Raw genomic sequence first — 22,136 nt, forward strand, 5'->3', positions numbered from 1 at the left:
ACTCCGTCCGATCAAGGGGTCGGCCGCGCAGCGCGCCCGATGCGGGGCGCGTCGATCGGCAGCGTGATGGTGGGGCCGCTGGCGCGGATCAGCTCGCGCAGCGCGGTCGGCCGCACGAAGGCGCCGTCGCGCACCACCGGCACCAGCGCCAGATCGACCACCCGATCGGCGGCGACGTCGGCGTCGGCCCGCAGCCGCAGGGCGTCGGCCTCGGCCGGCGTCGTGGCGATCTCGGCCGTCGCCAGGTCCGCCGACCAGCGGCCGTCCGGCGTGCGGAACACCACCGTGCCGGTGGCGAGATCGTTGGCGGTGGCGACCACCGGCGCGAACGTCTTGGAGCGTTTCGACATGATGCACCTCAGGCGGCGGCCGGCACGGCGGCGACACGATGGAACGGCTCGGCGCCGGCGAGCTCGCCGTGCGCCACGGCCGCGCCGATGAGGATCAGCACCGGGCCGGCGACGTCGTCGCGGGTCGTGAGGCCCGGCAGGGCGGCGAGAGGGCCGGTGAACAGACGCCGATCGGGGCGGCCGGCGTTCTCCACCGCCACGACAGGAGTCCCGGCTGGCAGGCCGGCGGCGAGGAGCTGCGCCGCCATGCGGTCGGCGACGCTGCGGCCCATGTGGACCGCGACGGTGCCACCGGCCGCGGCGATCGCGGCCCAGTCGGACGGCACGGCGCCATCGGCCCCATGGGCCGTGGTGAGCACCAGATGCGACGCGACGCCGCGCAGCGTCAGCGGAATCCCGGCGTCGGCCGCGGCGGCGAGCGAGGCCGTGACACCGGGAACGATCTCGTGGTCGATGCCGGCGGCACGCAGCGCCGCGATCTCCTCGCCGGCGCGGCCGAACACCATCGGGTCGCCGGCCTTGAGGCGGACGACGCGGCGGCCCTCGCGGGCGAGCCGCACCAGCAGGGCGTCGATCTCGGCCTGCGGCACCGAATGATGACCCTTGCGCTTGCCGACCGCGATGCGGGTGGCATCGCGCCGCCCCATGGCGACCACCGCGTCGGGCACCAGCGCGTCGTGGACGATCACGTCCGCCTCGATCAGGAGACGGTGAGCGCGCAGTGTCAGTAGATCCTCGGCCCCCGGGCCGGCGCCCACCAGGAACACCTTGCCGCTCGGCGTTTCGCGTTCGGCGTCGCCGGCGAGCATCTTGAGGGCGATCACCCGGGCGCGCTCGTCCTCGCCCGCGAGCGCCGCGGCGGCGGCGCGTCCCCCGAACACCGCCGACCAGAACCGCCGCCGCGCAGCGCCGTCCGGCAGGCGCTCCAGCACGGTGGCGCGAAGGCTCTCGGCCAGCGCGGCGAGGCGGCCGAATCCGGGGGGCAGCAGCGCTTCGATGCGGGCGCGGACGAGCTGGGCCAGAACCGGGGCGGCGCCGTCGGTGGCGATGGCGATGGACACGGGCGCGCGGTCGACGAGGGCGGGCGTGGTGAAGTCGCACAGATGCGGCCGGTCGACCACATTGACCGGGACGCGGGCGGCGCGGGCCAGCGCGGCGAGCCGGGCGTCGCGCGCGGCATCGCCGGTCGCCACCACCATCAGGACGGCGTCGCCGAGCAGTGCGGCGGTCGGCTCGCTGGCCGTGAGCGTGATCGCGTTCTCTCCAGCGAAACGGTTCAGCGTCGCGTCGGGTGCGTCGCTGCACAGGACGAGCCGCGCCTGCGTGCGCACCAGGAGGCGCAGCTTCTGGAGGGCCTGCTCGCCGTCGCCCACCACCAGGACGGTGCGGCCGGCGACGTCATAGGAGACAGGAAAATAGCGGAAGCGCGCCATGCGGGACCTCGGTGACGGTGCGGCGCTCAGGCCGGAAAGACGCGGAGATTGGCGAAGGCGACGCGGATGCGGTCGCCGCGGCGCGCGGTGCGGCCGGCCGGCAGCACCACGTCGACCGGCGGCAAGCCGTGGCCGAGCATCACCTCGGCGCGATGGCCGGAACCGGCGCGGCGGACCGCGGCGATCTCGACCGCGATGCCGTGCACATGATCGGCGACCGGCACCAGATCGTGCGGCCGCACGAACAGCACGGCCGGGCCGTCGTCGCGCCGCGTTCCATCCGCCGCGACGACGGGACTCGGGATCATGTGGGCGCCGACCCGGAGGCCGGCGGCTTCCGCCGCGGCGGGCAGGCGGACGGCGTCGCCGACGAAGCCGGCCACGAAGGCGGTGGCGGGATGATCGTAGATCTCGTCCGGCGTGCCGACCTGCTCGATGCGGCCCCGATGCATGATGGCGACGCGGTCGGCCAGCTCCAGCGCCTCGTCCTGGTCGTGGGTGACGAACAGGGTGGTGTGGCCGGTGCGATCGTGCAGCTCGCGCAACCAGCGGCGCAGATCGCGCCGCACCTGCGCATCGAGCGCTCCGAACGGCTCGTCGAGCAGCAGCACCTTGGGCTCCACCGCCAAGGCGCGTGCGAGCGCGACCCGCTGGCGCTGGCCGCCGGACAGCTGCGAGGGAAACCGGCGTTCCAGGCCGGCGAGCTGGACGAGGTCGAGCAGCTCGCCGACGCGGCGACGGATGGCATCGCGAGGCGGCCGCGCGCGGCGCGGCCGCACGCGCAGCCCGTAGGCGATGTTCTCCGCCACCGTCATGTGCTTGAACAGGGCGTAGCTCTGGAACACGAAGCCGACGCGCCGCGCCTGCACCGGCACGAAGGTCGCGTCCTCGCCGCCGAAGAAGATGCGTCCGCCGGTCGGTTGCTCGAGGCCGGCCACGACGCGCAGCAGCGTCGTCTTGCCGGAGCCCGACGGACCGAGCAGCGCGACCAGCTCGCCCGCCTCGACCGCGAGATCGACACCGGCGAGCGCCGCGGTGGCGCCGAACGCCTTGGCCAGCCCCTCGGTGCGGATCGCGACGGTGCCGGACGCCTCAGAGGCGGCGTGACCGTTCGAGCTGATCGCCACCGCGCCATTCCAGGATCGACTTGGCGACGAGGGTGACGAGAGCGAGTCCGGCCAGGAGGGAGGCGACCGCGAAAGCAGCGACGAAGTTGTATTCATTGTAGAGGATCTCCACATGGAGCGGCATCGTGTTGGTCAGGCCACGCACATGGCCGGAGACGACCGAGACCGCGCCGAACTCGCCCATGGCGCGGGCATTGCAGAGAAGCACGCCATGGAGCAGCGCCCATTTCACATTGGGCAGCGTGACGCTGAGAAAGGTGCGCAGGCCCGAGGCGCCGAGTGTCAGCGCGGCCTCCTCCTCGCTGGTGCCTTGCTCCTGCATCAGCGGAATCAGCTCGCGGGCCACGAACGGCACCGTCACGAACACGGTGGCGAGCACCAGGCCGGGCACCGCGAAGACGATCTGGACGTCGTGGGCCGCGAGCCATTCACCGAACACGCCTTGGGCTCCGAACAGGAGAACGAAGACCAGCCCCGATACCACCGGCGACACCGAGAACGGCACGTCGATCAGGGTGACCAGAAGGCTCTTGCCGACGAACTCGAACTTGGTGATCGCCCAGGCGGCGGCGAGGCCGAACACGAGGTTGAGCGGCACCGCGATGCCGGCGACCATCAGGGTCAGCCGGATGGCCGCCTGCGTGTCCGCATCGGCGAAGGACTCGAGATAGTGCCCGACGCCGCGCCGTAGCGCTTCGGTGAACACCGCGAGCAACGGCAGCACGACCAGCAGCGCCAGGATGCCGACCGCGGCGGCGACGAGCGCCATCTGGACCGGCGCGCTCTCGTCGACGACGCCGCCCCGGCGCTGTGTCGCGGGAGCGTGACGGGGCATGGCATCGAGGCATGCGCCGACGGCCGCATGGGGCAGCGTCTCAGACATGGCCCAGCCTCCGCCGGCTCCAGGCCTGGAGCAGATTGACGGCGAGCAGCATCAGGAACGAGATCCCCAGCATGACGGTCGCGATGGCGGTGGCGCCGGCATAGTCGAACTCCTCCAGGCGCACGACGATCAGCAGGGGCGCGATCTCGGAGCGGAACGGCATGTTGCCGGCGATGAAGATCACCGAGCCGTACTCGCCGACGGCCCGCCCGAAGGCGAGCGTGAACCCGGTCAGTACCCCCGGCAGGACGGTCGGAGCGATGACCCGCCACACGGTCTGGCGGCGCGAGGCGCCGAGCGTCGCCGACGCCTCCTCGATCTCGCGATCGAGATCGGCCAGCACGGGCTGCACGGTGCGCACCACGAAAGGCAGGCCGATGAAGACGAGAGCCACGAAGATGCCGAACGGCGTGTAGGCGACCTGCACGCCCCACGGCGCCAGCAGGCCACCGATCCAGCCGTTCGGCGCCCACACGGCGGCGAGCGCGATGCCGGCCACCGCGGTCGGCAACGCGAAGGGGAGATCGACGATGGCATCGAGCAGCCGCCGCCCCGGGAAGTGATAGCGGGTGAGCCCCCAGGCGACCACCGGGCCGAGCAGCGCATTGACGGTGGCGGCCGCGAGCGACAGGCCGAAGCTCACCTGAAGGGCGGCGAGCACGCGCGGCGACATCGCGACCGCCCATACGCCGGCGAGGCCGAGACCGCTCGCCCGCAGCACCAGCACGGCGAGTGGCACCAGAACCACGAGCGACAGGTAGAGTACGGTGAAGCCGAGCGTCGGGCCGAAGCCCGGCAGCGCGCTACGCCGCCGGAGACGGATGGGCGGCACCGAGGTGAGTGTCGGCCCGCTCGTCATCGGCCCGCTCGCCGCCTGCACCGGCACGCTCGCCATCCGCGGGATCATCGCGACGGGACGCCGGGCTTGTAGATCTGATCAAACATGCCGCCCTCGGCGAAGTGCTCGGCCTGGGCCTTGCCCCAGCCGCCGAACACGCCGTCGATGGTGACGAGACGGATGCGCGGGAAGCGCGCCAGATCGACCGCATCGGCATGCTCGGGCCGCGACGGGCGATAGAAGTGAGCCGCGATGAGCCGCTGTGCCTCGGGCGTGTAGAGGAAGTCCAGATAGGCCTGCGCCACCGCACGGGTGCCGCGCTTGTCCACCACCTTGTCGACCAGCGCCACCGGCGGCTCGGCGAGGATCGACAGCGTCGGATAGACGATGTCGAAGGCGTCGGCGCCGAATTCCTTCTGGGCCAGGAACGCCTCGTTCTCCCACGAGATCAGCACGTCGCCGATGCCCCGCTGGGTGAACGTCGTGGTGGAGCCGCGCGCGCCGGTGTCGAGCACCGGAACGTTGCGGAAGATGCGGGCGACGAGATCCTTGGCCTTGGCCGGATCGTTGGAGCGGTCGAGCTCGAAGGCCCAGGCCGCGAGGTAGTTCCAGCGCGCGCCGCCCGAAGTCTTCGGGTTCGGTGTGACCACTGCGATGCCGGGCCGGGCGAGATCGTCCCAATCCTTGATGCCCTTCGGGTTGCCCTTGCGCACCAGCAGCACGATGGTCGACGTGTAGGGCGACGAGTTGCCGGGCAGGCGGGCCTGCCAGTCGGTCGGCAGGAGCTGACGGCCTTCGCGCGCGATGGCGTCGATGTCGCCGGCGAGCGCCAGCGTGACCACATCGGCGTCGAGACCGTCGATCACGGCGCGGGCCTGGCGGCCGGAGCCGCCATGCGAGGTGCGGATCGTCACCTTCTGGCCGGTCTTGGCCTGCCACTGCTTGACGAAGGCATCGTTGATGTCGCGATAGAGCTCGCGGGTCGGATCGTAGGAGACGTTGACGAGCGTCACGTCCTGGCCGCGGGCGAACAGCGTGGTGCCGAGCACGACGGCGAAGGCGAGCGCGACGGCGGCGAGATCGCGTCGACGCGGGCGTGCCTCGCGGGCGATGGTATGAGGTCCGGTCATGGTGACGGTCCGCTCTCCAAAAACGGGAAGCCGAACACCATAAAACCGATCTCGCGCATGCGAACTCAAGGGCTCGCGCCAAATAAGAACCCGATCGGTCGCGCTTTGCGCGTGAACGAACGTGATCTTCCGTCGGCACGCCGAGTGGGAGAAAACCACTTCGGTCGATCATTGAGTCCAACGGGGTGCGAGCGGCGGAGCGGCTGTCCGACGACAAGGCAGCGGGCTCGCGACCGGGCATGCCGGACGAGGCGGACGCCGCGATGCCGGCGTCACTGAGGCGACGATGGATCGTAGGAATGGATCGTGGAAGCCGGCGGGGCGCGGCCGCGCGAGTGGGCACGCGAGACCTCTCGACGACCGGGCAGAGGGCTCAGGCGAGACGGCGCGGTGCAGTGGACTGGCGCGCCCAAGGGGAATCGAACCCCTGTTTTCGCCGTGAAAGGGCGACGTCCTGGACCGCTAGACGATGGGCGCGGGCACCGCGCGGGCGTGCCGCGGCGGTGTCGAGCGGCGACATATAAAGGCGTTTCCGGCGGCCGGCAAGCGAGCCTGCGGGGTCTCCGGCCGCCCGCGGCAGCCCGTCGGGCTCTCACCCTTTGCCGTCCGGGCGGTGCCGTCCACGCACCATCCCTTGCCGGCCGGCGCGGCCGGCGCGGCCGGCGAGCGACGAGGCGCTGTCGCCGCCCGGAGGTTTGATCCGCTCCTCGCGGAGCGCGTCGCGCATGGCGCTCGCGGCCGGGGGAGCCGGCCGGAGGCGGGCGTCGCCGGCGGCCGTCGCGGCGGCAGCGGCAGGCGCCGACGGGGACGGTTCCGCCGCGGCTGCTTGCCGCGTCGTCCCTGATCGACCATCAGGCGGCGACCCGCCGCGGGCGCGCCGTCACCAGTGGCCGGTATTGGGCATCGAGGCCCAGGGCTCCTGGCGGGGCAGGGGCTCGCCCTTCTGCAACAGCTCCACCGAGTGGCGGTCCGGCGAGCGGACGAACGCCATCTGGCCGTCGCGCGGTGGCCGGTTGATGGTGACGCCGGCGGCCTGGAGGCGGGCGCAGGTGGCGTAGATGTCGTCGACCTCGAAGGCGAGGTGACCGAAATAGCGCGCCTCGCCGTAATCCTCGTCGCCGTCCCAGTTGTAGGTCAGCTCCACCAGCGGGGCCGGGCGGCCGTGGGCCTGGCTGGCGCCGACCACCGCGCGGTCGCCGGGGGCGGCCAGGAACACCAGGGTGAACCGCCCCTTGTCGTCGTCCCGGCGGCTGATCTCCGTCAGGCCGAGCTTGCCGCAGTAGAAGTCGAGCGCGGCCTCGAGGTTGCGGACGCGCAGCATCGTGTGCAGATATCGCATGAAGTCCTCTCGATCGGTCGGGGGGGCCGTCGTCGGACGCCGGCCGCCTCCGCGGGTGCATATATGATCGCTTCGGACGTCGACACAGCCCGCGACCAACTCGCCGCCCTCGTGGCCCGTGCCAGCGTGGTGCTGCCGTTCACGGGGGCCGGCATTTCCACCGAGTGCGGCATTCCGGATTTTCGCTCGCCCGGCGGCCTGTGGACCAAGAACGCGCCGATCGGCTTCGACGAGTTCCTGGCCAGCCAAGCGATGCGCGACGAGGCATGGCGGCGCCGCTTCGCCATGCAGAGCGAGTTCGGGGCCGCACGGCCCGGTCGCGGCCATCGCGCGCTGGCCAGCCTGTACCGGCAGGGTAAGGCGCCCGCGGTGATCACCCAGAACATCGACAATCTCCACCAGGCGTCCGGCATCGAGCCCGAGGACGTCGTGGAGTTGCACGGCAACACCACCTACGCCTTGTGCCTCTCCTGTGCGCGGCGCTACGAGCTGGTGTGGGTCCAGGAGCGGTTCGTCGCCGAGGGCCACGCGCCCGACTGCCCGGACTGCGGTGGACATATCAAGACGGCGACCATATCGTTCGGTCAGGCTATGCCGGAGGTGGAGATGCGCCGTGCCGAGGCGCTCACCTTGCGCTGCGATTTGTTCCTGGCGATCGGCTCGTCGCTGGTGGTGTGGCCGGCCGCCGGTTTCCCGCTGCTCGCCAAGCGCAATGGTGCGCGACTCGTGATTCTCAACCGTGAGCCGACCGAGCTCGACCATGCCGCCGATCTCGTGGTGCGGGCCGACATCGGCACGGTGCTGGAGACGTTCGTGTCGTCCTAATTCGTCGTGTTGGGCGAATGCGGCACGACGTCATACACAGATTTCGCCCAACACCTGCGGCGATCTCATTTTCCTGTTTCCCATCGCGGGCGGCCTGGATATCTTTTCGGCCAAGAGATTCGGTCAAGCGCTCTTCAAGAGGCGCCTAAAGCGGCGGCGTACGTCCCCATGGCCACGGACGATTTCGGGTCTAAAGGGCCCATCGCGGGCTACGGCGTGTCTGAACCTCTCGGCGACTTCGCCGACGACGCGGCGACGACCGTCGTCGAGATCAGCGGCGTCATCAAGTGGTTCGACGTCGCCAAGGGATACGGCTTCATCGTCCCGGACAACGGCATGCCGGACGTGCTGCTGCACGTCACCTGCCTGCGTCGCGACGGCTTCCAGACGGCCTACGAGGGCGCTCGTGTGGTCTGCGAGGCGCTGGCGCGGCCGAAGGGCTTCCAGGCGTTCCGCATCGTCTCGATGGACGAAACCACCGCCGTGCATCCGGCCCAGATGCCGCCGCCGCGCACCCACGTCAACGTGGTGCCGACCAGCGGGCTGGAGCGGGCCGTGGTGAAGTGGTTCAACCGGCTGCGCGGGTTCGGCTTCCTGACCCGCGGCGAGGGCACGCCGGACATCTTCGTCCACATGGAGACGCTGCGGCGGTATGGCCTCACCGAGCTGCGGCCCGGGCAGACCGTGCTGGTGCGCTTCGGCCCCGGCCCGAAGGGCCTGATGGCCGCCGAGGTGCGTCCCGACGGCGGACCGCACGCGCTCGCCTCCCACTGAACGGCGGTCCCCCGAGCCGCAGTCGGAATTGTCCGGCCCGTGTCCTCCCGCAAGGGGTGACGGTGTCGCGGCTCTGCTCGTCGGTCCATCCGATTCTTTCGGCGCGTCGCCGCCGTTGCCGGTGCCGAGAGCCGGCGCGGCCCGCCGAGCGATCCCGTCGGTTCCGAGAGCCAGGCCGTGATCTCCCGAACCGCATCGGTGTGTCCCCAAGTCCCCAGAGCCGCCGAAAATCCCGGCCACCGTGTCGGCGACGGGTGGTGACTGCCGGTGTTCCGTCAGTCGTGTGACACGGCCCGGGGACGCGCTCGCTCCGCGTTCCGGAGTCCATCGCGCCGGAAAATGCTCTACGGTGACGCCGCGCCCCCGGCGGCGCAGCCTTCACAAGGGTTCCGCATGATCGTTCGTCGCATCACCCGCCGCGCGCTTCTCGCGCTTGTGCTGCCGTCGCTGGTCGCCGCCCTGGTGATCGCGACGGACCTCGCCCCGCGTGCCGCCGCGGCGGAGCGGCAGATTCTCGAGATCGCCACCCGCAGCGGCGTGCACGTCTTCTCGGTCGAGCTCGCCAAGACCGACGCGGAGCGGGCGCGCGGATTGATGTACCGCCGCTCGCTGCCCGAGGGCGAAGGCATGCTGTTCGATTTCGAGCGCGACGCGCCGGTCTCGATGTGGATGCGCAACACCTATGTGTCGCTCGACATGATCTTCATCACGTCGGACGGCCGCATCCTACGCATCGCCGAGGGCACCGAGCCGCTGTCGGAGCGCACGATCCCGTCCGGCGGTCCGGTGCGTGCCGTGCTGGAGGTGGTGGCGGGCACCGCGCGGCGTCTCGGTATCGCGCCGGGCGACCGGGTCGGGCATCCGATGTTCGCGGGACGGTGAGAGGCGCCGCGCCGTCACGCTCGCGACCGTGGATGCTCGCGTGCGCCGACGCGATCGGGCCTGGACACGGCGACGCGAACGGCCGATCGTCGGCGGCCACACCGGAACCACGATCGCACGTCGCCGGTTGATGGCGGCGTCCAACAGGCGGAGTTGCCGTGCCCCCCTGCATCCGGCCGAGGCGATCCTCGTGGGACTACGACCGCGCCGAACTCCTCGCCGACGGCGTCATGCACGTGGTCGGCAGTTGTCTCGCCGTCGTCGGCGCGGCCGCGCTTCTGATCGCCGCCGCATTGGATCAGCTCGCCGGGCCGCTGACGCCGGCGACCTTGACCTATTCGGTGTCGCTCGTCGCCATGATCGGCATCTCGGCCGTCTACAACATGTGGCCGCCGTCATCCATCAAGTGGTTCCTGCGTCGATTCGACCATTCGGCGATCTACCTCTTGATCGCCGGCACCTACACGCCGTTCCTGGCGCCTTTGAAAGACGATCTTTCGGCGGGGCTCCTGCTGATCGCGGTGTGGCTGACGGCCGGCATCGGGATCGCGCTGAAGCTCGGCTGTCCGGGTCGCTTCGATCGCCTGTCCTATGTGCTGTATCTGCTGCTCGGTTGGAGCGGCGTCGCGATCTTCGGCACGCTGAGCACCTCGCTGCCGTTCTGGACGCTGCTCCTGCTGGTGATCGGCGGTGTCCTGTATTCGGTCGGGGTGGTGTTCCACCTCTGGCGGAATCTGCGCTTTCAGAACGCGATCTGGCATGGCTTCGTGCTGGGGGCCGCCGTGTGCCACTACATCGCCGTGTTCGGGTATGCCGCATTGGCCGAGGCGTGACGGACGACTGCGGGCGCCGGCCGGCTCCGGGCGGCGCAGCGATTTGTTCCCGCTCGGGTTTCTGCTAGAGTGCCGCGGTGAATCGGCAAGCCCACGAAAACATTCATGTTTTTCGCGGCGGGGTATAGCGCAGCCTGGTAGCGCGGGAGTTTTGGGTACTCCAGGTCGCAGGTTCGAATCCTGCTGCCCCGACCAATCTGGCCGATCATGGCAGTCACGGGTTCCAGTGCCTGGTCGGGTGATTCCGACGCGCGGCCTTGCCGCCGGCTGCGGCCCGGCCAGCCCGGCGAGCTGGGAGCAGCGGCGGACGCATCCGAGCCCCTGGCACCGAGCCCTTGCATTTCGTCCGCCAGCTCTTAGGACTGGCCTGTCCCGTGCCGGCGGGAGTGCCGGAATCGAGGCCGAGGCCGATCCATGATCGCACGCATCTACAAGCCTGCTCGCAACGCCATGCAGTCGGGGACCGCCAAGACCCGCCACTGGGTGCTGGACTACGAGCCGGACGAGCCGCGCCGGGTCGAGCCGCTGATGGGGTGGACCAGCTCCGGCGACACCCGCCAGCAGGTGCGGTTGCGCTTCGACACCCGTGAGGAGGCGATCGCCTTCTGCGAGAAGCGCGGCATCCCGTACCAGGTGCTGGAGCCCAAGGTGCCGAGTCGCCGCACCATCGCCTACGCCGACAACTTCGCCTACTCGCGCCGCGGTCTCTGGACCCACTGAGCGCGGCCCCTCGCGCCTCCCGATCCACCCGTGCCGGTGCGGGCAGGCTGTAGCGAGCCCGCCGGCAGGGGCTGCCGTGGCGGGACGCCCGCCATCACCCCTCCGCGAACGGCCAATGTCGTGGTGCCGAGCGGGTCGACAGGCTTCAAAAATGTGATAGTGTAACATTACATTTTGGAGTCGTGGGGAGGGGCCTATGAACACACGCGCGAGGATCACCGGACACGTCCGGGTGGCGATGACGGCCGGCATGGTGCTGTGCGGCGGCGGTGCGGCTCTGGCGCAGGCCGTGAGTCACGGACCGGCTGGGCAGCCGGCGAGCCCGATCGCGGCGGCGGTTCAGCGCCAGAAGACGGTCCACCGGCACGGGCCCGGTGGAGACGAGGCCCGTCACGCTCGTGCGAGCCGACCGCATGCGGGCCGTCAGCATGCGAGTCACCACCATGCGGGTCACCACGATGCGGGCCACCACCATGCGGACCGCCGGGATCCCGGACGCGGCCTGCCGTCTGCGGTGGGCGCGCCGGCGCCTATGCGTCACCTCCACCGGCCGACCGCACAGCCGCACACGCCCGGCGACGCGCACGGGCACGACGAGGCGCTGACCGAGTTCCTGTTCGCCTACACGGTCGGCACCGACATCGCGCCCGCCCATCACCGCCATCTCTTGGTCGACACCAGCGGCGGTTTCGGCAAGGGCAGCGGTACCTATGGGGCGGTGGGCCAGCGGATCGAGCTCGGCTTCGTGCCGTGGGAGAACTTCCATGTCGGGCTCGGTGCCTCGATGGCCTATCACGCCATCTCCGGCGTCGACGGCCTGGAGGCGGCGTCGCCGCGCGGCCTGCCGGCCCCCGAAGAGGCCGCAGTGTCGTCGCTCCGTCGCGGCCAAGCGCGCTTCGACGGTCTGTCGCTCGAGTTCCGCCAGCGCCTGCTCGAACGGGAGCGGGCGCCGTTCGGGCTCACCGTCGTGGTGGAGCCGCATTGGGGCCGCGTCGAGGAGGTCTCGGGTGCGCCGGTCACCAAGCACGCCGTCGGCTTCTTGGTGGCGGTCGACAAGGACATCGTCCCGAACACGCTGTTCACCGCGCTCAACGTGTTCTACGAGCCCGAATGGGTGAAGCTGCGCGACACCGGCGAGTCCGAGCGCGAGTCGACCTTCGGGGTGTCGGGCGCCGCGATGCTGCGGCTGTCGCCGACCGTCTTCGCCGGCGCCGATGCGCGGTGGCTGCGCAAGTACGAAGGTGCCGCCATGCAGACGCTGGCCGGCGAGGCGGTGTTCGTCGGGCCGGCGATCTACGCGAGCGTCGGCGGCGTGCTGGTCAGCGCCGCCTATGGGGTGCAGGTGTGGGGGCGCGTTCCGGGTGTCGACGAGTCCCTCGACCTCGATCATTTCACCCGGCATCAGGCCAAGCTGCGCGTCGTCGCGCATTTCTGACGGGCCGTGCCGAGAGCCGAGCCGACACACCATGGAGACGTCCGTGATCAGACGATCGATCCTCGCCGCCGCCGCGCTGCTCGTCTTCGCCGGGCCGGTCCTTGCGCAGGAGCCCGCGCCCGCCACCACGCCGCCGGCGGAGCCGCTGCGCGTCGTCGCGAGCTTCTCGATCCTCGGCGATCTGGTGAAGCAGGTCGGCGGGCCGCGCGTCGCGGTCGAGCTATTGGTCGGCGCCGATGCCGACATGCATGCGTTCCAGCCGTCGCCGGCCGACTCGCGCAAGCTCGCGGGCGCACGTCTCGTGGTGATCAACGGCCTCGGCTTCGAGGGCTGGGCCGAGCGGATGATCAAGGCGTCCGGCTATGCCGGGTCGGTGGTGGTGGTGACGCGCGGGCTGAAGCCGCTGGCCCGCGCCGGCGGTGGCGGCGATCACGGCCATGGTCACGATCATGGCGGGGACGATCCGCATGCTTGGCAGTCGGTGGCCAACGCGAAGCTCTATGTGGCCAACATCCGCGACGCGCTCGCCGCCGCCGATCCGAGCGGCGAGGCCGCCTATCGGGCGGCCGCCGAAACCTATCTGCAACGTCTCGACCAGCTCGACCGCGACATCGTGGCGGCCTTCGCGAGCATTCCGAAGGAGCGGCGCCGCGTCATCACGGCCCACCAGGCGTTCCGCTATTTCGGCGCGGCCTACGGGATCACGGTGCGCGGCGCCAAGGGGATCGGCGACGAAGCGGAGCCGACGGCGCGCGACATCGCCGAGCTGATCCGCCAGATCAAGAAGGAGCGCATCCGTGCCGTGTTCGTCGAGAGCACCGCGAACCGGCGGCTGATCGAGCGCATCGCCAAGGAGACCGACGCGCGCGTCGGCGGCGTGCTTTACGCGGACGCGCTGTCGGGGCCGGGCGGTCCGGCGCCCGGCTATGTGGAGATGATGCGGCACAACACCGAGGCGATCGCGGCGGCCTTGCGGGTCACCGGCGACTGACACGGCGGCCGGCGACGCTGCATCGGCGAGGCGCCGTCAGCGGCGTGCCCTCGGCGGGTATCCGATCCAACGTGGTCGAACACCGCTCTGGAAATCTCTGCTTGATCGCATTTTCAGCGGCGAACCGGAGTCCACCTCGCCGGAAAATGCTCAGCGCGCCGTCAGCGCGGCGGCGAGCCGAGTCGCCTGCTCGGCCAGCACGCCGGCCTCTTCCTTGAAGGTGGCGGCCGGCTTCAGCGGCACGCCGTCCTTGCGCGGCAGAACGTGGACGTGCAGGTGGAACACCACCTGGCCGCCGGCCGGCTCGTTGAACTGCTGGATGGTGATGCCGTCGGCGCCGAACACCTGGGTGGCCGCCTTGGCAATCATCTGGGCCACCGTGTGGACATGGGCGAGGTCGGCGGGCGCGATGTCGTAGATGTTGCGGGCCGGCGCCTTCGGGATCACCAGCGTGTGGCCGGGGCAGCGCGGCATGATGTCGAGGAACGCGAAGGCCCGCTCGTCCTCGTAGACCTTGTGACACGGCAGCTCGCCGCGAAGAATCTTCGCGAACACGTTGGATTGGTCGTAGCTCGCCATCTCGCCCTCGCAGTCCTCGCGTCTGGTGCTTCGGCTGCCGTGCTTCGGCTGTCGTGCTTCGGCTGTCGTGCCTCGGCGACCGTGACGCCCCTGGAGCGACGACTATCGTCGCCTCCGGCATGGATGGCAAACCGCCCCGCCGCGCGTCAAGCGTAGCCGGCCCGAGCTATAAAGTAGCCGGATTTAATCGTCTGTTCACACAGTTCGCATTAATCTGCCATCAACTCTCGATCGACGACATCCGTCTCGACGACCTGCGGGGGGTCGTCAGTCTCGGAGCCGCCATGCTCGAAAAGCGCCGGCACATGCGGGTGAAACCGAGCGGCCTGGTGCCGAAGGTCGGCAAGATCTATGTCGATGCGAAAAGCCCGACAGTCGATTGCCAAGTGATCGACATCAGTGCCGGCGGGGCCTGCCTCTACGTCCAGGGCACCGCACCCATCCCGAAGCGCTTCGTCTTCCTGCACGGCGGCGCGAAGAAGTCGAGCCGCCTGGTGTGGGAGCGTGGCCGCAAGATCGGCATCCAGTTCTGAGGCGAGCGCCCGGTCGACCGGCTCCGTGGCTCCCGCGGTCTCACAGGCTCAATCGGTCTCCATCTCGGCCTCCGACGGCGGCCGGATGTCGATGCCGCCGTCCTTGCGGAACGGGCTCGCGGCGGCCAGCTCGCGCGCGGCGGCATCCACATAGGCGCGCTCGCGCACCAGATAGTCGGCGATCGCCCGGCGCAGCGCCGGATCGGCGATGAAGTGGGCCGACCAGGTGGTGTTGGGGAGATAGCCGCGGGCGAGCTTGTGCTCGCCCTGGGCGCCGGCCTCGACGCGCGCCAGCCCGCGCTCGATCGCGAACTCGATCGCCTGGTAGTAGCACAGCTCGAAATGCAGGAACGGATGGTGCTCGACGGCGCCCCAGTGGCGGCCGTAGAGGGTCGCGCCGCCGATGAAGTTGAGCGCCCCGGCGACGAAGCGGCCCTGCCGCCGCGCCATCACCAGCAGGATGCGGTCCGCCATGGCGGCGCCGATGCGCGAGAAGACGTCGCGGGTGAGATAGGGCCGGCCCCATTTGCGCGAGCCGGTGTCCATGTAGAAGGCGAAGAAGGCGTCCCACGCCGACTCGTCGATCGCCGCGCCGGTGAGGCGGACGATCTCGATGCCGTTCTGAACCGCCTCGCGCCGCTCACGACGGATCGCCTTGCGCTTGCGTGCGGCCAGCGCGTCGAGGAAGTCGTCGAAGGTGCGGTAGCCCGGATTGTCCCAATGGAACTGCTGATCGGTGCGCAGAAGAAAGCCGTGCTCGGCGGCGAGCTGCCATTCGGCCTCGGTCATGAAGGTGACGTGCACCGAGGAGGCGCCTTCGTGCCGGCACAACGCGACGAGCCCGTCGGCGAGGGCGGCCTGCGCGATGTCGGCTCGCGGCCCCGGGGCGACCAGCAGGCGGCGGCCGGTCGCCGGCGTGAACGGCACCGAAACCTGGAGCTTCGGGTAATAGCGGCCGCCGGCGCGCTCGTAGGCGTCGGCCCAGCCGTGATCGAACACGTACTCGCCGCGCGAATGGGACTTGAGATAGCACGGCGCGACGCCGAGCACGGTGCCGGCGGCGTCCTCCAGCACCAGGTGGCGCGGCTGCCAGCCGGTGCGGGCGCAGGCCGAGCGCGAGGCTTCCAGCGCCGCCAGGAAGGCGTGCGACACGAACGGGTCGAAGGTCGCCAGCTCTGGATTGGCGCAGGCGTCCCAGCTCGCGGCCGGCACCTCGGCGATGGCGGGGAGGACGCGGATGCGCCAATCGGCATTGGTGCCGGCGCGGTCGGGCTCGGGTCGGTCCTCGCCGGGGCAGGCGCTTGTGGGATGGTCGGGGGTCGGGGGCAGGGGGTGGCCTCCACGGTCGGGGTCGCGGTGTTCGAGAGCCTGAACTCCCGGACTGGCTCGTCCCGGAATTTAGGGCCTGGAGTCTACGCCCGAAACCCCTCGAAGATCACCTGATCGGCCCCGGCGAGAGCCCGGCGCCGGACCGCCTCGGAGCGGACCGTCCAGGTGAGCACCGGGCGGCCCAGCGCGCGGGCGAGGCGCGGCGGCCAGGTGCGGAGGTCGTCGACGTTCCAGGCGAGGAAGCGCGGCGCCGCCCGCAGCGTGGCGGCCGCGAGCGCGAGCCGGGACGGGGCGGGGTCGTGCCCGGCGGCGGCGCGGCGCCGGCTCTGGCCGACCAGACCGTGGGGCACGGCCGGCATCGCAGCCGCAAGCGCCGCCACCACGGCGGGATCGAACGACATCACCGCGACCCGCGCCGGGCGGGCCGACACCAGCGCGGCGACCCGGCGGGCCAGCCGGAGGTCGCCGTCGAAGCGGCTCTTGATCTCCAGCAGGAGCGGAACGCGGCCGTCGACGCGGTCGAGCAGGCCCGCGAGGGTCATCATCGGCTCGCCTCCGGCATGGAACCGGCGGGCCTGCAACGCGGCCGATGTGAGGTCGGCGAGCGGCTCCGAGCCTTCGACGAGCCGACCGAGCCGGTCGTCGTGGTGGACCATGGCGTCGCCGTCGCGGCTGCGCTGAAGGTCCACCTCGATGCCGTAGCCGGCCTCGAGCGCCGCCGCCACGGCGGCGGCACTGTTCTCGACGAGGCCGGCCGCGGCATCGTGCAGGCCGCGATGGGCGATCGGACGCTCCACCAGCCAGTCGAGGCCACTCGCGGCGAGACCACTCGTGGCGAGACCGCCCGTGCGGCGCCCGCTCATGTGGCGCGAGCCGCCACGTCAGGCGACCTCGAAGGTGCCTTCGACCTCGACGGCGGCGTCGCCCGGCAGCACCGCCACCCCGATGGTGGTGCGGGCGTGGCGGCCCTTCTCGCCGAACACCTCGACCATCAGGTCGGAGGCGCCGTTGAGCACCTTGGGGCCGTCCAGGAACGACGGCGTCGAAGCCACGAAGCCGCCGAGCCGCACCACCCGGGTGACCTTGTCGAGATCGCCGAGCGCCGCCTTTACTTGGGCCAGCAGGTTGATGGCGCAGATGCGCGCCGCCTCGCGGCCCGCCTCCAGCGACACCTCGGCGCCCAGCTTGCCGATCGCGACCGCCTTGCCGTCGACCAGGCAGAGCTGCCCCGACACGAACAGGAGCCGGCCCGAGCGGACGAAGCCGACATAGTTGGCAATCGGGGCCGCCGGCGTCGGCAGCGTGATACCCAGTGCGGCGAGCTTCTGTTCGGCGCTAGTCGTCATTCCATAGCCTCCCCGGCCAGTTGCATGCGGGACGTGGTCCCGCGCGACGTTGTCCCCGATCGGCGATCGTCACGCAATGGGGGCACCGCATGTCTCCGTGGGTCACGCTGGCGGGTCGGCGGCGGTTGCGGCGGCCCCGGGGCGCTCCTATCTTCGACCGACCATGCGCCGGGATGCGGGCGCGGATGAGGAGATCGGCGCGGCGATGCACAGAGGCTCTCTCGGACTTCGCTGCGGCCCGGTGATGGCCGCCGTCCTCCTCGCGGCGGCGGGCACCGGGCTCGGCGCGGTGCCGGCCGCGGAGGCCGCGCCCGGCCTCGTGGCGCATCGGGCCGTCTACGATCTCAAGCTCGTCCGCTCGCAGGGCAAGCGCACCCTCCAGTCGGTCCGCGGGCGCATTCTGTACGACTTCTCCGGCAATGCGTGTGACGGCTTCGTGCTCCAGTTCCGCCAGGTCTCCGAGCTCGACAACGGCGAGGGCAAGGTGGCGGTCAGCGACCTGCGCGCCTCGACCTGGGAGGAGGGCGCCGCCAAGAGCTTCCGCTTCAGCTCGCAGAACTACATCAACAACCGGGCCGGCGACATGGTCGACGGCAAGGCCGAGCGGCGCGACGGCAAGGTCACGGTGTCGCTGGTCAAGCCGAAGGAGGCGACGTTCGACGCCGACGCCGGCCTGGTGTTCCCGACCGAGCACATGCGCCGCGTGCTCGACGCGGCGCGCGACGGCAAGACGCTGCTGGAGCTGCCGGTCTACGACGGCTCCGAGACGGGCCAGAAGCTCTACCAGACCCTCACCGTGATCGGCGCGCCGATCGGCCCGGAGAGCCGCCCCGAGGGTGACGCCACCGCCGGTCAGGCGGCCCTCGAAGGGCTGCGGCGCTGGCCGGTGACCATCAGCTATTTCGATCGTGCGGCCGCCCAGGGCGAGCAGACCCCGGTCTACTCGATCGCCTTCCAGCTCTTCGAGAACGGTGTGTCGCGGGCGCTGCGGCTCGACTACGGCGACTTCGTGGTCTCCGGCGAGATGTCGCAGCTCGACATCAAGCCCGATCGCTCCTGCCCCTGACGGGCGGCCGCGCCGGCGCGTCCTTCGGGGCGCGCTCGGCTCCGTCCTCGAGCACCAGCCCGCGGACCACGGCCGCACGCCCGAACTTTTCGCGGATGCGGTCGACCGCGTGCTCGGCGGCGGCGACGCGGCCGGCGCGGCGGTCGACGAGATCGGGCGGGTCGGCCGCGTCCCCCGGCCCCAGGCTGCCGACCCCAACCCCGATCAGCCGAAACCGGGTGCCGTCGATCTCCGGCGCCAGCAGGTCGCGGGCGACGGTGAAGAGGGTGTCGGCCAGGGCGGTGGGGTCGGGCAGGCCGCGCGAGCGGGTGCGCAGCCGGAAGTCGGACCGCTTCAGCTTCAGCGTCACGGTGCGGCCGGCGAGGCCCTTGGCCTTGAGGCGGCCCGCCACCGTCTCGCACAGCGGCCACAGCACCTTCTCCAGCGCGCGGAGATCGGCCAGGTCGGCGTCGAGCGTCGTCTCGGCCGAGATGCTCTTGGCCGGCCGGTCGGGCGTGACGGCGCGGGCGTCGATACCGCGGGACAGGCGGGCGAGGCGCAGTCCCTCGGGTCCGAAGGCGCGCATCAGGCTCGTCTCGTCGGCCCGTTGCAAGTCGCCGACGGTGCGATAGCCGGCGCGCGCCAGCGCCGCCGCGGTCGCCTGGCCGACCCCGAAGATGGCGGTGACCGGCTTGGGCGCCAGGAGGCGTATCGCGGCGGCCGGCCCGAGCACCGAGAAGCCGCGCGGCTTCTCGAGATCGGAGGCGAGCTTGGCCAGAAACTTGTTGCTCGACAGGCCGACCGACACCGTGATGCCGATCTCGCGCTCCACCCGCGCCGCGAAACGGGCGAGGGTGCGGGCCGGCGAGGCGCCGTGCAGCCGCTCGGTGCCGGTCAGGTCGAGGAATGCCTCGTCGATCGACAGCGGCTCGACCAGCGGGGTCAGCGCCAGCATCAGGCTCCGCACCTGGCGTCCGACGCCGGCGTATTTCGCCATGTCGGGGCGGATCACCACGGCGTGTGGGCACAGCCGGCGGGCCTCGAACATCGGCATGGCCGAGCGCACCCCGAAGGTGCGGGCGATGTAGCAGGCGGTGGCGACGACGCCGCGGCGGCCGCCGCCGATGATGACCGGCTGGTCGGCGAGGTCCGGCCGGTCGCGCTTCTCGATCGCCGCATAGAAGGCGTCGCAATCCACATGGGCGATGCGGAAGTGGTCCAGCTCCGGGTCGCGCACCAGCCGCGGCGAGCCGCAGCGGGGGCAGCGTGTCGCCGCCTCCGGCGCGTCGGTCAGGCAGTCGCGGCAGAAGCCGGCCATGCGGCGATCCTGGTGGATGGAGGGCCGATCCTCCGGCCCGGCTGCGAGTCGATCAAGCCCGGTCGGTCGGGTGCATCGATCGCGCCCGCGCCCGCGCCACCTCTCGCGGGCCGCTGGCGGCCCGCCGGCGGGCCGCCCGCAGCCCGTCCAAGGTGCGCCGCGAGAGGCGGATTCGTTATACTTAACAAATCCTTTACCGGATGCATTTGTTTGCGATTGTGAAAGGAATTCCGTGTAGGCTGCATTAGTACGACGCATGTCGTCGGGCCGACGCAAGGCGTCTCGACAGGCGGGACGGTCGTGGACCGGAGGGTGATGGGATGGCGAAGACCGTCCTGATCGTGGAGGACAACGAGCTCAACATGAAGCTCTTCCATGATCTGTTGGAGGCGCACGGCTACCAGACGATCGGCACCCGCAACGGTGTCGAGGCGCTCGATCTCGCGCGCCGTCATCGTCCCGATCTGATCCTGATGGACATTCAGCTTCCCGAGGTCTCCGGCCTCGAGGTGACGCGCTGGCTCAAGGACGATCCCGCCCTCAAGGCGATCCCGGTGGTGGCGGTGACTGCCTTCGCCATGAAGGGCGACGAGGAGCGCATCCGGGAGGGCGGCTGCGAAGCCTACCTGTCCAAGCCGATCTCGGTGGGCAAGTTCATCGAGACGGTCCGCCACTTCCTCGGCCAGCCGTGAGGTAATTGCCGATGACCGCGCGAATCCTCGTCGTCGACGACGTGCTCGCGAACGTGAAGCTGCTCGAGGCGCGGCTGTCGGCGGAGTATTTCGACGTGATCACGGCGCTGTCGGGGGCCGAGGCGCTGACCATCTGCGAGCGGGCGCAATGCGACATCGTGCTGCTCGACGTGATGATGCCCGACATGGACGGCTTCGAGGTGTGCCGGCGCCTGAAGTCCAATCCCAAGACTCATCACATCCCGGTCGTCATGGTGACGGCGCTCGACCAGGCGTCTGACCGGGTGCGCGGCCTGGAGGCCGGCGCCGACGACTTCCTCACCAAGCCGGTGTCCGACATCGCGCTGGTGGCCCGGGTGCGCTCGCTGGTGCGGCTCAAGCTGATGACCGACGAGCTGCGCATGCGCGCCGTCACGTCGCGTGAGATCGGCATCGAGAACCCGGTGCTGGAGTCGATCGCCGACACCGGCCGCGGCGGCCGTGTGCTGCTGATCGACGATCGCGAATCGTCGTGGGACCGCATCGCCGGCATGCTCTCGGCCGAGCACACGGTTGACGTCGAGCCGGACCCGGCCGAGGCGCTGTTCCGCGCCGCCGACGGCGAGTACGACATCGTCGTCGTGTCGCTCGCGCTCCAGAGCTTCGACGGGCTGCGGCTGTGCAGCCAGCTTCGTTCCCTCGACCGCACCCGCAACGTGCCGGTGCTGGCGGTGGCCGATGCCGACGAGGAGAGTGCCCGCCTCAATCGCGGGCTCGAGATCGGCGTCAACGACTACGTGTTCCGGCCGATCGATCGCAACGAGCTGCTCGCCCGCGCCCGCACCCAGGTGCGCAAGAAGCGCTTCACCGAGCGGCTGCGCGACAACGTCCAGCTCTCCATCGAGGCGGCCATCACCGACGCGCTCACCGGGCTGCACAATCGCCGCTACATGGAGACCCATGTGTCGACCCTGGTCGAGCAGGCGATCGCCCGCGGCAAGCCGCTCGCCGTGCTGGTGCTCGACATCGACTTCTTCAAGGCCATCAACGACACCCATGGCCATGACGGCGGTGACGACGTGCTGCGCGAGTTCGCCATGCGGCTGCGCAAGTCGATCCGCGGTATCGATCTGGCCTGCCGGTTCGGCGGCGAGGAGTTCGTCGTGGTGATGCCGGACACCGATCTCGGCGTCGCCGCCAAGGTGGCGGAGCGCCTGCGCCGGCGAATCGCCTCGGAGCCGTTTCTGATCCACGCGACCGGCAAGACCGTCGAGGTGACCATCTCGGTCGGGCTCGCCGGGCTAGGCGGACCCGACGATAACCCGACGAAGGTGCTGAAGCGTGCCGACGAGGCGCTGTACCGGGCCAAGCGGGACGGCCGCAACCGGGTGGTGGCCGCCGCGGCGTAGCTCCGGTGTCCGGGCGGGGCCTCAGGAACGCCCCATAAGTGGCTGCGTCATCAACCTTAATCGTTCAGGTTGACGAGATGTCGCGGAGCCCTGACACCCGACGGAGGTTGATTTCTCGCGCATATGCGATAGATTTTAGTCGAAATAGCTCGGGAGAGCGACGCGGCGCGATAGTTCGCTTGCTTCCGAGCAACGTCCAACCCTACGGAGTGCTCAGGTCCGCCGCATCTCCTGGGTCCGTGGGGTTTGGCCGGCCGGTGAGCGGTGCGAGTGGCCTCCTCATAACACTGCTCCCGGCCGGCCTCTTTCTTTTCCGGCCCGTGCTTTAGCTGCGGGCGTGTGCCGC

Annotated in this window: 24 protein-coding genes and 2 tRNA genes; 12 read left to right on the forward strand and 14 right to left on the reverse strand. The window is 70.7% G+C overall.

The window, feature by feature from the left end:
• Positions 1–11 precede the first annotated feature (11 nt).
• The 9 genes from ACFQUV_RS07290 to ACFQUV_RS07330 form a co-directional block, all read right to left on the reverse strand.
• Positions 12–350: a DUF2849 domain-containing protein gene (locus ACFQUV_RS07290; RefSeq protein ID WP_129610247.1), complete on the reverse strand. Its 339-nt coding sequence runs from the start codon at positions 348–350 to the stop codon at positions 12–14.
• Between the two features lie 8 nt (positions 351–358).
• The gene (gene cysG / locus ACFQUV_RS07295; protein WP_129610249.1) at positions 359–1,783 is read right to left on the reverse strand and encodes a siroheme synthase CysG; all 1,425 of its coding nucleotides are present in this window, start codon (positions 1,781–1,783) and stop codon (positions 359–361) included.
• A 26-nt stretch (positions 1,784–1,809) separates the two neighbouring features.
• A complete protein-coding gene (locus ACFQUV_RS07300) occupies positions 1,810–2,910 on the reverse strand; it encodes a sulfate/molybdate ABC transporter ATP-binding protein (RefSeq protein ID WP_207211536.1) in 1,101 nt (366 codons plus the stop codon).
• On the reverse strand, positions 2,876–3,745 hold the full coding sequence (cysW, locus tag ACFQUV_RS07305; protein WP_129610272.1) for a sulfate ABC transporter permease subunit CysW: 870 nt from the start codon (positions 3,743–3,745) through the stop codon (positions 2,876–2,878). The genes ACFQUV_RS07300 and cysW overlap by 35 nt, the downstream gene beginning before the upstream one ends.
• A 40-nt stretch (positions 3,746–3,785) precedes the next feature.
• Entirely contained in the window at positions 3,786–4,688 is a 903-nt protein-coding gene (cysT, locus tag ACFQUV_RS07310; RefSeq protein ID WP_129610251.1) for a sulfate ABC transporter permease subunit CysT, read from the reverse strand.
• Between the two features lie 8 nt (positions 4,689–4,696).
• A complete protein-coding gene (locus ACFQUV_RS07315) occupies positions 4,697–5,761 on the reverse strand; it encodes a sulfate ABC transporter substrate-binding protein (protein WP_129610253.1) in 1,065 nt (354 codons plus the stop codon).
• Between the two features lie 401 nt (positions 5,762–6,162).
• A tRNA-Glu gene (locus ACFQUV_RS07320) sits at positions 6,163–6,238 on the reverse strand.
• Between the two features lie 115 nt (positions 6,239–6,353).
• Positions 6,354–6,488 carry a hypothetical protein gene (locus tag ACFQUV_RS07325; protein WP_378394472.1) on the reverse strand — a complete coding sequence of 45 codons (135 nt, stop codon included), beginning with the start codon at positions 6,486–6,488 and terminating at the stop codon, positions 6,354–6,356.
• A gap of 153 nt (positions 6,489–6,641) precedes the next feature.
• Positions 6,642–7,100, reverse strand: a complete 459-nt coding sequence (locus ACFQUV_RS07330) for a VOC family protein (RefSeq protein ID WP_129610255.1) — start codon at positions 7,098–7,100, stop codon at positions 6,642–6,644.
• A gap of 63 nt (positions 7,101–7,163) precedes the next feature.
• Here ACFQUV_RS07330 and ACFQUV_RS07335 point away from each other — a divergent pair, with 63 nt between their 5' ends.
• The 8 genes from ACFQUV_RS07335 (at position 7,164) to ACFQUV_RS07370 (ending at position 13,560) form a co-directional block, all read left to right on the forward strand.
• Positions 7,164–7,925, forward strand: a complete 762-nt coding sequence (locus tag ACFQUV_RS07335; RefSeq protein ID WP_111384966.1) for a Sir2 family NAD-dependent protein deacetylase — start codon at positions 7,164–7,166, stop codon at positions 7,923–7,925.
• Between the two features lie 168 nt (positions 7,926–8,093).
• Positions 8,094–8,699 (forward strand): cold-shock protein, encoded by a 606-nt coding sequence (locus ACFQUV_RS07340; RefSeq protein WP_111384967.1) that lies wholly within the window; start codon positions 8,094–8,096, stop codon positions 8,697–8,699.
• Between the two features lie 393 nt (positions 8,700–9,092).
• Positions 9,093–9,581 carry a DUF192 domain-containing protein gene (locus tag ACFQUV_RS07345; RefSeq protein WP_129610258.1) on the forward strand — a complete coding sequence of 163 codons (489 nt, stop codon included), beginning with the start codon at positions 9,093–9,095 and terminating at the stop codon, positions 9,579–9,581.
• 158 nt (positions 9,582–9,739) lie between these two features.
• Positions 9,740–10,414, forward strand: a complete 675-nt coding sequence (locus ACFQUV_RS07350) for a hemolysin III family protein (protein WP_244601651.1) — start codon at positions 9,740–9,742, stop codon at positions 10,412–10,414.
• Between the two features lie 118 nt (positions 10,415–10,532).
• Positions 10,533–10,609, forward strand: a tRNA-Pro gene (locus tag ACFQUV_RS07355).
• Between the two features lie 219 nt (positions 10,610–10,828).
• Positions 10,829–11,134 carry an ETC complex I subunit gene (locus tag ACFQUV_RS07360; RefSeq protein ID WP_129610260.1) on the forward strand — a complete coding sequence of 102 codons (306 nt, stop codon included), beginning with the start codon at positions 10,829–10,831 and terminating at the stop codon, positions 11,132–11,134.
• Between the two features lie 532 nt (positions 11,135–11,666).
• The gene (locus tag ACFQUV_RS07365; RefSeq protein ID WP_129610262.1) at positions 11,667–12,569 is read left to right on the forward strand and encodes a hypothetical protein; all 903 of its coding nucleotides are present in this window, start codon (positions 11,667–11,669) and stop codon (positions 12,567–12,569) included.
• Positions 12,570–12,612: 43 nt separating this feature from the next.
• Complete coding sequence (locus ACFQUV_RS07370) at positions 12,613–13,560, forward strand: metal ABC transporter solute-binding protein, Zn/Mn family (protein WP_244601652.1); 948 nt, start codon at positions 12,613–12,615, stop codon at positions 13,558–13,560.
• 150 nt (positions 13,561–13,710) lie between these two features.
• Here ACFQUV_RS07370 and ACFQUV_RS07375 read toward each other — a convergent pair whose 3' ends face one another.
• On the reverse strand, positions 13,711–14,139 hold the full coding sequence (locus ACFQUV_RS07375; protein WP_129610265.1) for an HIT family protein: 429 nt from the start codon (positions 14,137–14,139) through the stop codon (positions 13,711–13,713).
• A 119-nt stretch (positions 14,140–14,258) separates the two neighbouring features.
• Here ACFQUV_RS07375 and ACFQUV_RS07380 point away from each other — a divergent pair, with 119 nt between their 5' ends.
• Positions 14,259–14,672 carry a PilZ domain-containing protein gene (locus ACFQUV_RS07380; protein ID WP_244601653.1) on the forward strand — a complete coding sequence of 138 codons (414 nt, stop codon included), beginning with the start codon at positions 14,259–14,261 and terminating at the stop codon, positions 14,670–14,672.
• A 48-nt stretch (positions 14,673–14,720) separates the two neighbouring features.
• Here ACFQUV_RS07380 and ACFQUV_RS07385 read toward each other — a convergent pair whose 3' ends face one another.
• The 3 genes from ACFQUV_RS07385 to ACFQUV_RS07395 all read right to left on the reverse strand — a co-directional run bounded on the left by ACFQUV_RS07385 (position 14,721) and on the right by ACFQUV_RS07395 (position 17,347).
• Positions 14,721–15,884, reverse strand: a complete 1,164-nt coding sequence (locus ACFQUV_RS07385; RefSeq protein ID WP_371851725.1) for a GNAT family N-acetyltransferase — start codon at positions 15,882–15,884, stop codon at positions 14,721–14,723.
• Positions 15,885–16,084: 200 nt separating this feature from the next.
• Positions 16,085–16,864, reverse strand: coding sequence for a glycerophosphodiester phosphodiesterase family protein (locus ACFQUV_RS07390; RefSeq protein WP_129607627.1), 780 nt, complete (start codon positions 16,862–16,864; stop codon positions 16,085–16,087).
• 18 nt (positions 16,865–16,882) lie between these two features.
• Positions 16,883–17,347 carry a RidA family protein gene (locus ACFQUV_RS07395; protein ID WP_111384977.1) on the reverse strand — a complete coding sequence of 155 codons (465 nt, stop codon included), beginning with the start codon at positions 17,345–17,347 and terminating at the stop codon, positions 16,883–16,885.
• Between the two features lie 205 nt (positions 17,348–17,552).
• Here ACFQUV_RS07395 and ACFQUV_RS07400 point away from each other — a divergent pair, with 205 nt between their 5' ends.
• Positions 17,553–18,413: a cell envelope integrity EipB family protein gene (locus ACFQUV_RS07400; RefSeq protein ID WP_165363758.1), complete on the forward strand. Its 861-nt coding sequence runs from the start codon at positions 17,553–17,555 to the stop codon at positions 18,411–18,413.
• Here ACFQUV_RS07400 and ACFQUV_RS07405 read toward each other — a convergent pair.
• Entirely contained in the window at positions 18,388–19,710 is a 1,323-nt protein-coding gene (locus ACFQUV_RS07405; protein ID WP_129607626.1) for a DNA polymerase IV, read from the reverse strand. The genes ACFQUV_RS07400 and ACFQUV_RS07405 overlap by 26 nt on opposite strands.
• A gap of 320 nt (positions 19,711–20,030) precedes the next feature.
• Between ACFQUV_RS07405 and ACFQUV_RS07410 the strand changes: the two genes are divergently transcribed.
• The gene (locus ACFQUV_RS07410) at positions 20,031–20,402 is read left to right on the forward strand and encodes a response regulator (protein WP_111385025.1); all 372 of its coding nucleotides are present in this window, start codon (positions 20,031–20,033) and stop codon (positions 20,400–20,402) included.
• A gap of 11 nt (positions 20,403–20,413) precedes the next feature.
• On the forward strand, positions 20,414–21,790 hold the full coding sequence (locus ACFQUV_RS07415; RefSeq protein ID WP_111385024.1) for a PleD family two-component system response regulator: 1,377 nt from the start codon (positions 20,414–20,416) through the stop codon (positions 21,788–21,790).
• Positions 21,791–22,136: the final 346 nt, after the last annotated feature.

It is taken from the genome of Rhodoplanes sp. P11 (genome assembly GCF_964266735.1).
In the GTDB taxonomy this organism is placed as follows: domain Bacteria; phylum Pseudomonadota; class Alphaproteobacteria; order Rhizobiales; family Xanthobacteraceae; genus Rhodoplanes; species Rhodoplanes serenus.

Bases quoted from the DNA above. Each gene is read 5' to 3' on its own strand.
- ACFQUV_RS07325 (WP_378394472.1), bottom strand. From the start codon at position 6,488: ATGCGCGACGCGCTCCGCGAGGAGCGGATCAAACCTCCGGGCGGCGAC.
- ACFQUV_RS07395 (WP_111384977.1), bottom strand. From the start codon at position 17,347: ATGACGACTAGCGCCGAACAGAAGCTCGCCGCACTGGGTATCACGCTG.
- ACFQUV_RS07365 (WP_129610262.1), top strand. From the start codon at position 11,667: ATGCGTCACCTCCACCGGCCGACCGCACAGCCGCACACGCCCGGCGAC.
- cysT (WP_129610251.1), bottom strand. From the start codon at position 4,688: ATGGCGAGCGTGCCGGTGCAGGCGGCGAGCGGGCCGATGACGAGCGGG.
- ACFQUV_RS07360 (WP_129610260.1), top strand. From the start codon at position 10,829: ATGATCGCACGCATCTACAAGCCTGCTCGCAACGCCATGCAGTCGGGG.
- ACFQUV_RS07315 (WP_129610253.1), bottom strand. From the start codon at position 5,761: ATGACCGGACCTCATACCATCGCCCGCGAGGCACGCCCGCGTCGACGC.
- ACFQUV_RS07375 (WP_129610265.1), bottom strand. From the start codon at position 14,139: ATGGCGAGCTACGACCAATCCAACGTGTTCGCGAAGATTCTTCGCGGC.
- ACFQUV_RS07390 (WP_129607627.1), bottom strand. From the start codon at position 16,864: ATGAGCGGGCGCCGCACGGGCGGTCTCGCCACGAGTGGTCTCGCCGCG.
- cysW (WP_129610272.1), bottom strand. From the start codon at position 3,745: ATGCCCCGTCACGCTCCCGCGACACAGCGCCGGGGCGGCGTCGTCGAC.
- ACFQUV_RS07380 (WP_244601653.1), top strand. From the start codon at position 14,259: ATGGATGGCAAACCGCCCCGCCGCGCGTCAAGCGTAGCCGGCCCGAGC.
- ACFQUV_RS07405 (WP_129607626.1), bottom strand. From the start codon at position 19,710: ATGGCCGGCTTCTGCCGCGACTGCCTGACCGACGCGCCGGAGGCGGCG.
- cysG (WP_129610249.1), bottom strand. From the start codon at position 1,783: ATGGCGCGCTTCCGCTATTTTCCTGTCTCCTATGACGTCGCCGGCCGC.
- ACFQUV_RS07290 (WP_129610247.1), bottom strand. From the start codon at position 350: ATGTCGAAACGCTCCAAGACGTTCGCGCCGGTGGTCGCCACCGCCAAC.
- ACFQUV_RS07415 (WP_111385024.1), top strand. From the start codon at position 20,414: ATGACCGCGCGAATCCTCGTCGTCGACGACGTGCTCGCGAACGTGAAG.
- ACFQUV_RS07330 (WP_129610255.1), bottom strand. From the start codon at position 7,100: ATGCGATATCTGCACACGATGCTGCGCGTCCGCAACCTCGAGGCCGCG.
- ACFQUV_RS07340 (WP_111384967.1), top strand. From the start codon at position 8,094: ATGGCCACGGACGATTTCGGGTCTAAAGGGCCCATCGCGGGCTACGGC.
- ACFQUV_RS07400 (WP_165363758.1), top strand. From the start codon at position 17,553: ATGCACAGAGGCTCTCTCGGACTTCGCTGCGGCCCGGTGATGGCCGCC.
- ACFQUV_RS07335 (WP_111384966.1), top strand. From the start codon at position 7,164: ATGATCGCTTCGGACGTCGACACAGCCCGCGACCAACTCGCCGCCCTC.
- ACFQUV_RS07410 (WP_111385025.1), top strand. From the start codon at position 20,031: ATGGCGAAGACCGTCCTGATCGTGGAGGACAACGAGCTCAACATGAAG.
- ACFQUV_RS07345 (WP_129610258.1), top strand. From the start codon at position 9,093: ATGATCGTTCGTCGCATCACCCGCCGCGCGCTTCTCGCGCTTGTGCTG.